The sequence below is a fragment of the Streptomyces sp. NPDC005263 genome, assembly GCF_042872365.1.
In the GTDB taxonomy this organism is placed as follows: Bacteria; Actinomycetota; Actinomycetes; order Streptomycetales; family Streptomycetaceae; genus Streptomyces.
Window position 1 is genome coordinate 671,403 of record NZ_JBIAKJ010000005.1, and the last position, 12,907, is coordinate 684,309.

General features: G+C 73.8%; 7 protein-coding genes and 1 pseudogene. 5 read left to right on the top strand and 3 right to left on the bottom strand.

Annotated features, from left to right (window positions below):
* Window positions 1-64: 64 nt before the first annotated feature.
* The gene (locus ACFYRY_RS25475; RefSeq protein ID WP_389149908.1) at window positions 65-244 is read right to left on the bottom strand and encodes a hypothetical protein; all 180 of its coding nucleotides are present in this window, start codon (window positions 242-244) and stop codon (window positions 65-67) included.
* Window positions 245-436: 192 nt separating this feature from the next.
* Window positions 437-2,902 (bottom strand): SpoIIE family protein phosphatase, encoded by a 2,466-nt coding sequence (locus ACFYRY_RS25480; protein ID WP_389149910.1) that lies wholly within the window; start codon window positions 2,900-2,902, stop codon window positions 437-439.
* A 188-nt stretch (window positions 2,903-3,090) separates the two neighbouring features.
* On the opposite strand from ACFYRY_RS25480, the gene lanKC reads away from it, so the two are divergent.
* The 4 genes from lanKC to ACFYRY_RS25500 all read left to right on the top strand — a co-directional run bounded on the left by lanKC (window position 3,091) and on the right by ACFYRY_RS25500 (window position 9,842).
* Window positions 3,091-5,820, top strand: coding sequence for a class III lanthionine synthetase LanKC (gene lanKC / locus ACFYRY_RS25485; RefSeq protein WP_389149913.1), 2,730 nt, complete (start codon window positions 3,091-3,093; stop codon window positions 5,818-5,820).
* Window positions 5,821-5,861: 41 nt separating this feature from the next.
* The gene (locus ACFYRY_RS25490; RefSeq protein ID WP_054233519.1) at window positions 5,862-5,978 is read left to right on the top strand and encodes a SapB/AmfS family lanthipeptide; all 117 of its coding nucleotides are present in this window, start codon (window positions 5,862-5,864) and stop codon (window positions 5,976-5,978) included.
* Window positions 5,979-6,117: 139 nt separating this feature from the next.
* Window positions 6,118-7,920, top strand: coding sequence for an ABC transporter ATP-binding protein (locus ACFYRY_RS25495; RefSeq protein WP_389149915.1), 1,803 nt, complete (start codon window positions 6,118-6,120; stop codon window positions 7,918-7,920).
* The gene (locus ACFYRY_RS25500; RefSeq protein WP_389149918.1) at window positions 7,917-9,842 is read left to right on the top strand and encodes an ATP-binding cassette domain-containing protein; all 1,926 of its coding nucleotides are present in this window, start codon (window positions 7,917-7,919) and stop codon (window positions 9,840-9,842) included. Before ACFYRY_RS25495 ends, ACFYRY_RS25500 begins: the two co-directional genes overlap by 4 nt.
* Here ACFYRY_RS25500 and ACFYRY_RS25505 read toward each other — a convergent pair.
* A pseudogene (locus tag ACFYRY_RS25505) lies at window positions 9,765-10,319 on the bottom strand (LuxR C-terminal-related transcriptional regulator); the annotation flags it as partial. The gene ACFYRY_RS25500 and the pseudogene ACFYRY_RS25505 sit on opposite strands and share 78 nt — an antisense overlap.
* Window positions 10,320-10,614: 295 nt before the next feature.
* On the opposite strand from ACFYRY_RS25505, the gene ACFYRY_RS25510 reads away from it, so the two are divergent.
* Window positions 10,615-12,768 carry a SpoIIE family protein phosphatase gene (locus tag ACFYRY_RS25510; RefSeq protein WP_389149921.1) on the top strand — a complete coding sequence of 718 codons (2,154 nt, stop codon included), beginning with the start codon at window positions 10,615-10,617 and terminating at the stop codon, window positions 12,766-12,768.
* Window positions 12,769-12,907 lie beyond the last annotated feature (139 nt).

The following is a 12,907-nucleotide window of genomic DNA, read 5'->3' on the forward strand; positions in this document are numbered from 1 at the left end:
GGGAACGCGCCATGGCGATTGGGCAGCTCGTCGGTTAAGAGGACGACAGGAGGAGCGGGAGGGTTCAGTCCTCGCCCCGGAAAATGTTCCCCTCGGTGCCGGTCTGCGCCGGGCGGGGCGCGTTGTTCTCCTCGACCGCCGGGAGGCAGGTACGCAGAGCACGGACGCCGCGCAGGCGGCGGGCCCTCGACCAGCCCGTCTCGGGCCTGCGGACTACTGGTTGCTCACTTGTCTGCGCGGTCACAGCGCTTCATCTTCCTTCTGTGTGCCGTCCTGCCTCCGGCCCACCGCGGACCGGGGCGGCTTCGTCCTTCGGTGCCGTGCATCCGGGTCCCCGACGACGGCCCGAATAAACCCGCGGCGGTCGAACGTCCGATCGGGTCCGATGTCCCCGATCGGGCGCTCAGGTGGGGGCCCGGGGGGCGGCCGGGCGTCGTCAGCCGGTCAGTGCGATCTCGCTCCACACCTGCTTGCCGCCGCTGACGGGCACGGCACCCCAGGCCGCCGACATGGCCTCGACGAGGAGGATGCCGCGGCCGCCGGTGGCGTCCCAGCTGACACTGGTCGGCTTGACGGGGGTGCGCGGGGAGGAGTCGGCGACGGCGACGCGCAGCAGGTGGTTGACGCGGGTGAGGTCGAGGCGGACCCGGCCGTCGGTGTGCACCAGGGCGTTGGTGACGAGTTCGGAGACGACGAGCAGGACGGTGTCCAGGGCGTCGTCCGGGACGCCCCAGGCCCGCAGGGTGCGGCGGGTGAACCGGCGGGTGTGTCCGACGGCCTGGGGGACGCGCCACACCGTCCAGCTCTCGCGTTGCGGGCGGGAGGCCATGCCGTCGTAGCGGACCAGGAGCAGGGCGACGTCGTCGCTGCGGCGCGCGTTGCCGAGCAGGGCGTCGGCCATGAGTCCGAGGTCGGCGGTGTCCAAGGCGGCCAGATCGCGGGCGAGGCGTTCCATGCCGGCGTCGATGTCGGTCTCCACGGACTCGACCAGGCCGTCCGTGGTCAGCGCGAGGACCGTGCCGGGCTGCAGCCTGAGGGGGCTCATCGGGAAGTCGGCCTCGGTCAGCACGCCGAGCGGCGGTCCGCCCTCCGCTTCGGCGATCTCCGTTGCGCCGTCCGGGTGACGCAGCACCGGTGGCAGGTGACCGGCGCGCACGCACCAGGCGGAGCCCTCCTCCAGGTCGACGTCGACATAGGCGCAGGTGGCGAAGAGGTCGGTCTCCAGGTCGGCGAGGAGCCGGTTGGCGCGCGAGACCACCACGTCGGGCGGGTGGCCCTCGACGGCGTAGGCCCGCAGCGCGGTCCGCATCTGGCCCATGAGGGTCGCGGCGGCCGCGCTGTGGCCCTGGACGTCGCCGATGACGAGGGCGACATGGTTGTCGGGCAGCGGGATGACGTCGTACCAGTCGCCGCCGAGTTCCAGACCGGCCGTGCTCGGCAGATAGCGGGTGACGGCGACCGCGCCGGGCAGCTCGGGCAGCCGGCGGGGCAGCAGCTGGCGCTGGAGCATGCCGACGAGCTCGTGCTCGGCGTCGAAGGCGTGGGCGCGCATCAGGGCCTGCCCGGCGAGACCCGCGGAGGCGGTGAGCAGGGCGCGTTCGTCGGGGCCGAAGTCGTGCGGGGCGTCCCAGCCGATCAGGCAGGCTCCGGCCATGCGGCCCACGGCGGGCAGGGGCAGTACGGCCAGGCCGCCGGGGCCGACGTCGGCGAGGGCGGGCTCCAGGACGGTGCCGGCGGGCCAGATCTGGGCGCGGCCCTCGCGCAGGGCGGCGGCGAGGGTGGGCATCGTGCGCACCGGGGCGTCGGGCCACTCGCTGCGCCACTCCCGACGCCACAGGTCGGGCCAGGCCTCCTGTTCGGGCGGGTCGAGGACGGTGACGACGAGGCGGTCGTTCTCCAGCTCGGCGAGCGCGATCCGGTCGGCCCGCAGCGGGCCCCGCAGCGCGGAGACCACCGCCTGACTGACGTCGCGGACCGTGCCGGCGATGGCGAGGGCCGCGGCCAGGCGCTGCACCCGGGCCACGTCGGTGACGTCGGACCGCAGCTTGGAGGCGTCAGTGACGGTGCCCTCCAGACGTACGGGCCGGCCCTCGCCGCCCGGCACGAGGCGTCCGCGCAGCCGCAGCCACTTGGGCGGGCCGGAGGGCTGCAGCACCCGGAACTCCAGCTCACGGTCGCCGATGGACATGTGGTCGGCCTCGACGACGGACATCAGCGAGGGCAGGTCCTCCGGCACGGTCAGCCGCAGCAGCGTCTCGATCTTGCCGTCGAATTCCTCCGCGCCCTCGGCACCGAAACCGAACAGCTCCAGGACCTCCTCCCCGACCTCCACCCGGCCGCTGTCCATGGCGAGGCTGAAGGCGCCCGAGGCCAGGTCTACGCCCTCGGCGGGCTGGACCAGGGCGGGGTGGGAGACGGCGTCCGCGATCAGTTCGAGGCAGGCTCGCTCGTCGGGTTCGAAGCCGGCCTTCTCCTCGCTCACCGCGAGCAGACAGGCCTCGCCGCCGTCGCCCCGCGCGGGCAGCGCCGCCAGGAAGAACTCCCGCGGCCCGGCCCGCCGGGACTCCGGGCAGTCGGCGAGTTCGTCCGGGCCGAGCCACACCGGCCGCCCGGCGCGCAGGGCCTCGGCCACCGGGGAGCGGCCGGTGCGCGGATAGCTGTCGCGCAGCCCGTACAGCCTCCTCGGCAGGCCCACCGCCTCCACCAGGCGCAGCGGATCGCCGCCCTCTTCCGGGGCGTACACGGCGGCGAAGCTCGCCCCGGCGAAGACGAGCGCCAGTTCGAGTACATGGCGCAGCCGTTCGGGTGAGTCGGGGTCGGCCGTGAGCGTTTTCAGCGCGACTTCGGCATGCGGCGGTCGCCTTCCTCCGTCCGCAGCGCCCTCACTGACCACATTCGCCATTACAGCGCGTATGCGCCACCCGCGCAGCCCCTGTGGGCGGTCCGTGGGGTCCGCGGGGCACCGACGTTCGAAACCGTCCGAACATGACTTGACGCATGCGTTCCGCACGGTGAGCTCGTGACAGCCGTGACTGTCCGTGGCCACCCCCTCACTGGAAGGCTCTTGCCGTCGCCATGGGAGGGGGACGCATGGACAAGCGGTACGAGGTGTACGCGCTCGCCGACAGACACTTCTACGAGACGCCGGACCGGCTGTCCGTGGGAGGGCAGGAGGCGGCGCCCGGGTACGAGACGGCACGGCGTCCGGTGCCCGAGGGGTGGGACGCGGCGCGGATCGGCGACTGGCTCACGCTGACGCCGCTCGACGCGGACGGCTCGCCGGTGTCCGGCCCGGCCCAGGGCTGGAAGATCCACGCCTCGGCCACCCGGGCGAACGCCGAGGAGATCGCCGCGATCGTCTGGGACTACTGCGTGCCCCGGCGCATCCCGTTCAAGTTCGTGCCGGGCCCGCACCTGCTGCACCTGCGCAACACGAAGTACGCGGGCCGCGACACCAGCGGCAAGTTCGTCACCGTGTACCCGGCCGACGAGGAGCAGCTGCACCTCGTCCTGCGTGAGCTGGGCGATCTGCTGAAGGGCTACGAGGGGCCGTACATCCTCACCGATCTGCGCTGGTACGACGGTCCGCTGTACGTCCGTTACGGCGCGTTCGCGCGCACCTTCGTCGTCGACGAGCGCGGTTCGCTGGTACCGGCGGTGCGGGACGGCGAGGGCCGGCTGGTGCCGGACCGGCGGGCGCCGTCGTTCCAGGTGCCGGAATGGGTGACCCTGCCGGCCTTCCTGGAGCCGCATCTGGCGGCCCGCAACACCACGACGGTGGGCGAGCTGCCGTACCGGATCGAGAAGGCGTTGCACTTCTCCAACGGCGGCGGGGTCTACGCGGGCACCGACACCCGGGACGGCAGCAAGGTCGTGCTGAAGGAGGGACGGCCGCACGCGGGGCTGGCCTCCGACGGGGCCGACGCGATCGCCCGCCTGGAGCGGGAGAAGTACGCCCTGGAGCAGGTGTCGGGGACGGGTGTGGTGCCGGAGGTGCGGGACTGGTTCACCCTCGGCGACCACCGCTTCCTGGTCATGGACTTCCTGGAGGGCCGCCCGCTCAACTCGTTCTTCGCCGAGCGGCACCCGCTGCTGACCCCGGATCCCGATCCGGCGGCGCTGGCCTCCTACGCGGCATGGGCGGTGCGGATCCACGGGGCGGTGGAACGGGCGGTGCGGGCGGTGCACGAGCGCGGGATCGTCTTCAACGACCTGCATGTCTTCAACATCATGGTGGCGCCCGACGAGGAGTCGGTGTCGCTGCTCGACTTCGAGGCCGCGGCCCCCGTCTCCGAGCAGGGCCGCCAGGTGGTGGCGCACCCGGGCTTCTTCGCCCCGCCGGACCGCACGGGCGTCGACGTCGACCGTTACGCGCTGGCCTGCCTGCGGCTGGCCCTGTTCATGCCCGTCACCACGCTGTTCGTGGTCGACCGGGGCAAGGCGGCCCACCTGGCAGAAGTGATCATCCGTCAGTTTCCGGACGTCCCGCGGGAGTTCCTCGACGAGGCGGTCGCGGAGATCACCCGGGACGTGGACGCGCGCACGTCGTCACCACGGCCCTCGTCCCCGCGGCCCGCCGCCTCCCCCGTGGAGCGGGTCTCCCCCGTGGACGCCGCCGCGTTCGTGGACCCCGGGGACTGGCCCTACAGCCGTGACTCGATGGTCAAGGCTCTGCTCGCCTCGGCCACCCCGGAACGCGACGACCGCCTCTTCCCCGGTGACATCGTCCAGTTCTCCGACGGCGGTGGCCTCGGCCTCGCCCATGGAGCGGCCGGTGTGCTGTACACGCTGGACGCGGTCGGCGCCGAGCGGTACGAGGAGGGCGAGCGCTGGCTCCTCGCGCGCACCGCGCCGCCGCCCGCGGGCACACCGCTGGGTCTGTACGACGGTCTGGCGGGCGTCGCCCACGTCCTGGACCGGCTCGGCCACCGGCAGCGGGCCCTCGACCTGGTCGACGGGATCCTGAAGGAACGGTGGCAGAACCTCTCCTCCGACCTGCACGGCGGGCTGGCCGGCCTCGGCCTGGTCCTCGGTGAACTGGCCCGCACGACCGGTGAACCGGAGCTGCGGGAGCGTGCCGCGGAGGCCGCCGACATCCTCGTACGACGACTCGCGGAGCCACTGCCGGACAGCCCACGGAAACGGCGGGCGGGGCTGCTGCGGGGTGCGAGCGGGCCCGCGCTGTTCCTGCTGCGGCAGTACGAACTCACCGGCGAGCGACGGTTGTTGACGGCGGCGGGGGTGGCGCTGAGACGGGACCTGGAGTGCTGCGCGACCCGCGAGGGCGGCGCGCTGGAGGTCGACGAGGGCTGGCGGACCCTGCCCTACCTCGGCGACGGCAGCGTGGGCATCGGGATGGTCCTTGACGACTGGCTCGCCCAAGTCACCGACAGCGACGGGGTGTTGGGCGCCCTCGGCGGCAGCGACGGCGGTCCGGCCGACGTCGTCGACGAGTTCGAGCGGGCCCGCGCCGGCGTACTGACGTCCGCCACCTCACGCTTCTACGCACAGCCGGGCCTCTTCCAGGGCCGCGCCGGGATGATCCTGCACCTGGCCCGGACCGGCACACCGGGCGCCGACACCGAACGGCTCGGCGAACAGATCGCCGGGCTCGGCTGGTTCGCGATGTCCTACCAGGGCCAACTCGCCTTTCCCGGGCACCAGATGATGCGGTTGTCGATGGACCTGGGCACCGGAACGGCAGGGTGCCTGCTCGCGCTCGGCGCGGCCCTCGACGCCCGGGAATCCGCTCACCTGCCGTTCCTGCCGCCGCTCGGGCGGCCCCCACAGCACGGTTCCGCAGACCTGTCGGAGTCGTGATTCAACCCCGTCCCCACGGACGACACACAAGGAGAAACGACATGGCACTTCTCGACCTTCAGACGATGGAGTCCGACGAGCACACCGGTGGCGGCGGCAACAGCACGGTGAGCCTGCTGTCCTGCATCAGCGCGGCCAGCGTTCTGCTCTGTCTCTGACGAGCGCCTGAGGGCTCCGGGCGGTCCGCTCCCACGAGGGAGGGACCGCCCGGCGTCCCCTTTTTCCACCTCTGCTCTTTCCGCTCCCCCGCGCACCGCTTTCCGCTCTTCCGCTATCGGATGCGAGGCCAGCAGCCGCATGACGACTCGGAACGCCGACTCCTCGGCGCCTTTCGGAGCGCTCGGCCGGGACGCCGCCCGGCACAGCGGCGGCCGCTGTGTGGTGCTGTGCCTGGTGAGCACGGCCGCGACCGGGGCCGGACTGTTGCTGCCGACCGCCCTGGGCCGGGCCCTGGACCTGCTGCTCGCGCGGGCCCCGGCGAACCGCTGGGTGCTGTACTGCGCCGGGCTCGTCCTGCTGCTCGCCCTTCTCGACGCGTGCCAGACCGTGCTGAGCGGCACCGTGGACGCCCGCACCACCGCCTGGCTGCGGCGCCGGCTCACCGGACACGTGCTGGCCGTCGGCCCACGGGCGGCGGCCCGCTTCGGGTCCGGTGACCTGGTCGCCCGTCTGGTCGGCAACGCCGCACAGGCCGGAACGGCACCGGCCGCGCGCGCCGCACTGCTCGCCGCGCTCGCCGGACCGGTCGGCGCGATGGTGGCGCTGGCCCTGATCGACCCGTGGCTCGCGGCCGTGTTCCTCGCCGGAGCACCGGTGCTCGCCGTGTTGCTGCGCACCCTGGCCCGGGACACCACGGAGTGCGTGACCCGCTACCAGGAAGTGCAGGGGCGCATCGCGTCCGCGCTCGCGGAGGCCCTCGGCGGCCACCGCACGATCCAGGCAGCCGGTACGGCGGACCGGGAGACGGCACGGATCCTGCGGCCACTGCCCGAACTGTCCCGCTCCGGCCACCGTATGTGGCAGGTGCAGGGGCGGGCCGCCGGGCAGGCCGTCGCCGTCGCCCCGCTGCTCCAGCTCGGGATCGTCGCCGTGGCCGGCGTTCTGCTCGCCCGGCATCGGCTGACGGTCGGCGAGGTGCTCGCCGCCTCCCGGTACGCGGTCCTCGCCGCCGGCGTCGGTGTGCTCGTCGGACAGCTCTCCGGCCTGGCCCGGGCCCGTGCGGCGACCGGACGCCTCGGCGAGCTCCTGACCGAAGCCGTGCCCGCCTACGGATCCCGGCGGCTGCCGGCCGGTCCGGGCCGGCTGGAGCTGCGCGGTGTGGTCGCCCGGCGCGGCGGGAGGGCGGTGCTCGACGGCGTCGACCTGCTGGTGCCCGGCGGGACGACCCTCGCGGTGGTCGGCCGGTCGGGCGCGGGGAAGTCGCTGCTCGCCGCGGTCGCCGGGCGGCTCACCGACCCCGACGCCGGGGAGGTGCTGCTGGACGAGGTGCCGCTGCGTGAACTGAGCCACGCCGAGCTGCGGCGCGCGATCAGTCACGCCTTCGAACGCCCCGCGCTGCTCGGCACCACCGTCGAGGACGCGATCGGGCTCGGCCTGGCGTCCCCCTCCCCCACGCGCGTCCGGGACGCGGCCCGTACGGCTCGCGCCGACGACTTCGTCCGCCGTCTGCCCGACGGCTACGCCACCGCAGTCGCCGACGCGCCACGCTCCGGAGGTGAGTCCCAACGCCTGGGCCTGGCAAGGGCGTTCGCCCACGGCGGCCGACTGCTCATCCTCGACGACGCCCTCTCCAGCCTCGACACGGTGACCGAGGCGCACATCACCCGGGCCCTGCTGGGCGACGGCCCGGGCACCACCCGGCTCCTGATCGCCCACCGCGCGGCGACGGCGGCGCGCGCGGACCTGGTGGCCTGGCTGGACGGGGGGCGCGTGCGAGCGGTGGGACCGCACGAGGAGCTGTGGCGGGATGCGGGGTACCGGGCGGTGTTCGGGGAGGGGGACGGGCCCGGGGGATCCAGAAAACCCTCCGAGGCCGACGCGCTCCGGGAACTCGGCACGCCCGAAACACCTGGAGCGCCCGGGAAAGCGGTGTCGTCGTGACCGAGGGGCTGTTTCGGCTCGGGTTCCGCTTCCTGCGGGACAGGCGGCGGGTTCTCGGGCGGCTCGGGGGCTGGTCCGTGCTGGAGACCGGGCAGACCTTCCTCACCGGGTACGCGCCCGCGCGCGCCCTGGACGAGGGATTCCTGGCCGGACGGACGGAGGTCGGGCTCGGCTGGCTCGCGGTGGCCGGGATCGGGGTCGTCGTCGGCGCGTACGGTACCGCCCGGGTGTACGCGGCGGTGGCCGCGCTGGTGGAACCGCTCCGGGACCGGCTCGTCACCCGGGTCGTGGCGCGCGGGGTGCGGGAGGCGGACGGCGGGGCGCTGTCCGGGCTCACCCAGCAGGTGGAGATCGCCCGGGACACCTTCGCCGGGCTGGTGATGGTGTCGCGTTCCTTCCTGTTCACCACGGTCGGCGCGCTCGTCGGCCTGTTCTCGCTCGACCCGCTGCTCCTGCTGGTCGTGGGCCCTCCGCTGCTCGCCGGAACGGCCCTGTTCGCGGCGACGCTCCGCCCGCTGGCCCGCCGCCAGGAGACGTTCCTGGTCGCTGACGAGGCACTGGCCGAGGGTCTCGGAACCGTCTGTCCGGGCCTGCGGGACATCACCGCGACCGGCGCCGAGCAGCAGATCGCGGCCGGGACGGGTGACCGGATCGACGCCGAGCTGCGGGCCGCGCGCTCACTCGCGCGCTGGAGCGTGCTGCGGGTGGCCTCCCTCACGCTCGGCGGCCAGCTGCCGATCCTGCTGCTGCTCGTCACCGCGCCCTGGCTCCTCGCCCACGGTGTCACCACGGGCGCCCTGGTCGGCGCCCTCGCCTACGTCACCCAGTCCCTCCTCCCCGCCCTGCGCGACCTGGTGCACGGCCTGGGCACCAGCGGCTCCCGCCTGGTGGTGGTACTGCGACGACTGGTCCGGGACAGCAGCGCCACACCGGAGGCGAGCGGCCACGGCCGGCCGGCTCCCGACGGGCCCACCGAGCAGCACGGCTCACCTGTTCTCCCGGGACCCTCGGGGCTCTCCGGCCCCCCGACACCGCCGAGCCACCCCGCCCTGTCCCTCACCTCCGTCGCCTTCGCCTACGGCCCGCACAGCGCGCCCGTCGTCGAGGACCTCGACCTCACCCTTCCGTCCGGCGGGCACCTGGCCGTGGTGGGCCCGAGCGGCATCGGGAAGTCCACGCTCACCGCACTGGTCGCCGGACTGCTCACCCCTCGTCGCGGCACGATCCGTATCCACGGGAGGCCGGTCCCAGGACCGGAGGCCGCCGCGCTGCGGGTGCTCGTCCCGCAGGAGGCCTACGTCGTCACCGGCAGCCTCGCCGAGAACCTCGGTCTGTTCCGGCCGGATCCCGTCCCCGAGCGGGAGCTGTGCGCCGCGGCGGAGGCGGTCGGGCTGCTCCCGCTGCTCGAAGCGCTCGGCGGGCCCTCGGCCCCGGTGGATCCGGCGGCGCTGTCCGCGGGCGAGCGGCAACTCGTCGCCCTGACCCGCGCCTATCTGTCGTACGCCCCGCTCACCCTGCTCGACGAGGCCACCTGTCATCTGGACCCGGTGGCGGAGGAACGCGCCGAGCGGGCCTTCGCGGCGCGCCCGGGCGGCACCCTGGTCATCGTCGCCCACCGCATCAGCTCGGCCCGGCGGGCCCAGCGGGTCCTGGTCATGGACGGGCGGCACACGGCGTACGGCACCCATGACGAGCTGGTACGCCGTTCGACGCCGTACCGCGAACTGGTCGGCGGCTGGACGCCCGGGTGTCCGGAGCGGTCACAGCCAGCCCTCTCCCTGCGAGATCCGGATCGCGTCGATGCGGTTGCGGGCCCCGGTCTTGCGCGTGATGGCCGCCATGTAGTTGCGCACGGTCCCGTGGGACAGGTGCAGGTTCCCGGCGATCTCCGCGACGGAGGCTCCCTCCGCCGCGAGGGTTAACACACTGAGCTCTCTTCGGGTCAGCGGCATCTGCGCGGCCTTGAGGAAACCGAAGCCGAGCGAGTCGTCGACGAAACGTTTCCTCTCGGCGACCAGCCGGATTCCACGGACCAGGTTCTCCGGCGAGCCCTCCTTGTCGACGTAGCCGAGTGCCCCCGCCTCGGCAGCCCGCTTCAGCAGTCCGGGCCGGTTCGCGGAGGCCAGCACGAGCAGCCCCGGCGCGAGGGGGTCCGGGCCCCGCACGGACAGGTCGCCGAGCGGCGGGATGCCGTAGGTGTCCGAGCACTCCAGGTCGGCCGCGCAGACGTCCGGGCGGACGGAGCGCACCCGGTCGCGCGCGCCGCGCCACGTGGTGTCGAACACCCGCAACTCCGGGTCCCGGCACAACCATTCCGCCAGTACCGATCGCATCAGACACTCGTCGTGCACCAGAAGCACCCGGATCACTGCCACCCCTTCAGCTCGCCGTACACCCATTCATGGTGGAGAACGCGTGCCCCATTGTTCGCGCCCCTGACACTTCGCGAGGGCGGAGAACCGGCCATCAGGGGGCGCGGGGGCGCATACCCGGCGCCCGCACACCGCCGCGCGCATCGAATGTGGGGGCATGTGCCGGGCGCAACGGGGTAACCACGGCGCTCACCGTGCCCCGGGTACGGGTTGTGCCCTCCCGCGGCCGGTCTCGGACGGCCCGGCGGGCCCTCGCCGTGCACGGCGGGCCGCCAAGGGGGAGATTTGATCCCACAGACCCGTCGCGCGGCCCTGCGAGGAGGTGGTCGGCGTGTCCGAGGGACAGTCGTCCGCCCACACGCCGGTGAGCGCCAGGACCCGGGTCGGCCGACCGCTGCTGTCGCTGGCGCTCACCGCGATGATGGACGAGGTCCACGCGCACTCCGGCGCGGTCTACCTGCTGGCGCCCGACGGCAAGGTGCTGGAGATGGCGGTGATGGCGGGGCTGCCCCGCGCGTTCGCGGCGCCCTGGGAACGGGTCGGGCTGAGCGCGCCGATCCCGGTGGCCGAGGCGGCCCGCGAACGGCGGCTGGTGTGGGTCGGCGGGGAGCAGGAGATGGCGGCCCGCTTTCCGCGGATCGCGGTGGTGCTGCCGTACCCCTTCGCGCTGGCCGCCGTTCCCGTGGCCACCGAGTCGAAGGTGTACGGGTCGGTGTTCGTGACCTGGCCCGGGTCACATCCGCCGGAGCTGTCCGACCGCGAGCGGGACCATCTGACGGCATCCTGCGACCGGCTCGCCGTGCGGCTGGAGCGGGCCGTCGAGGAGAGCGTCCCGCCGCACACCGAACAGGAGCTGCTCGCCGCGCCCGCGCTGGGCGGCGCGGCGGGGACGCTCGGCACCGTGGAGGCGGCGCGGATGGTGGCGCGACTGCCGTACGGGCTGTGCTCGCTGGATCTGGACGGGCGGATCACCTTCGCCAACACGGCCGCGGCCGAGCTGATCGGCGTCCCGGCCCGCGATCTGCTCGGTTCCCAGCTGTGGGCGTCGGTGCCCTGGCTCAACGACCCGGTGTACGAGGACCGTTACCGGGCCGCGCTGATCAGCCAGCACAGCACCTCGTTCGTGGCGCTGCGGCCGCCCGGCGAGTGGCTCTCGTTCCGGATGTATCCGAGCACGAACGGGCTGAGCGTGCGGATCAGCCGGGCACGGGCCGTGGCGGAGATGGAGCGGTCCGGACCGCGGCCCGGCGACGCCTCGCCCCGGCTGGTCACCATCTCCCAGGTGCTGAGCCTGGCCGGCGCGCTCACCGAGGCGGCCGGCGTGCAGGACGTGGTGCAGCTGGTGGCGGACGAGATCGCGCCCGCCGTGGGCAGTCACGCCCTGGTGCTCCTCGGGTCCCGGGCGGGCCGGCTGCATGTGCTGGGGCATCGCGGATACGCGGATCCGCACGTCGTGGAGCGGTTCGACGGGCTGCCGCTGACGGAACGGACCCCCGGTACGCACGTCCTGGCCAACGGGGTGCCCGGCTTCTTCGAGTCCCGGGAGCAGTTGGAGCGCCTGTATCCGGGTCGGCACGAGCCTCCCGACGACTTCGCCGCCTGGGCGTACCTGCCCCTGATCGCCTCCGGCCGCCCGGTGGGCATCTGTGTGCTGGCCTATCCCGAGCCGCACCCCTTCCCGGCGGACGAGCGGGCGGTGCTGAACAGCCTGGGCGGGCTGATCGCCCAGGCGCTGGAGCGGGCGATGCTCTACGACGCCAAGCAGCAACTCGCGCACGGTCTGCAGGAGGCGCTGCTGCCGCACTCGGTGCCGTCGTTGCCGGGCATCGAGGCGGCGGCGCGTTATTTGCCGGCCACGCAGGGCATGGAGATCGGCGGTGACTTCTACGACCTGGTGCCGACGCGGGGGCTCGCGGCTGCCGTGATCGGGGACGTTCAGGGCCACAACGTGACGGCGGCGGGGCTGATGGGGCAGATCCGTACCGCCGTGCGTGCCTACACCGCGGTCGGGCAGCCGCCGGAGGAGGTCATGCGCAGCACCAACCGGCTGCTGATCGACCTCGGCTCCGATCTGTTCGCCAGCTGTCTGTATCTGCGGCTCGACCCGGGGCGGGGGCGGGCCGTGATGGCCCGGGCGGGACATCCGCCGCCGCTGCTGCGCCGGCCGGACGGGCGGGTACGGGTGCTCGACCTGGCGGGCGGTCCGTTGCTGGGCATCGACGGCGCGGCCACCTATCCGACGACGGAGGTGAGCATGGCCCCCGGCTCCGTCCTCGTCCTCTACACCGACGGTCTGATCGAGTCGCCCGGCGTCGACATCGAGGACGCGCTCGCGGATCTCGGGCGCCGACTGGCCGAGGCCGGGGACCGACCGCTGGACGGGCTGGCCGACGATCTCGTGCGGCACAGCACGGCCACCCACGAGCGAGTCGACGACGTGGCCGTGCTGCTGCTCCGGGCCGACCGGGCCGACTGACCCGGACGCACGCGTCCCGCGGGCCGGGCGGCCGCCGCGTCGGTCCTCAGAAGACGGCGCGCATGCCGACGCCCCTCGTCCGGCACCCGAGTGGGTGCCGGACGAGGGGCGTCGGGAAACGGACCGGTCCGGCCCTTCC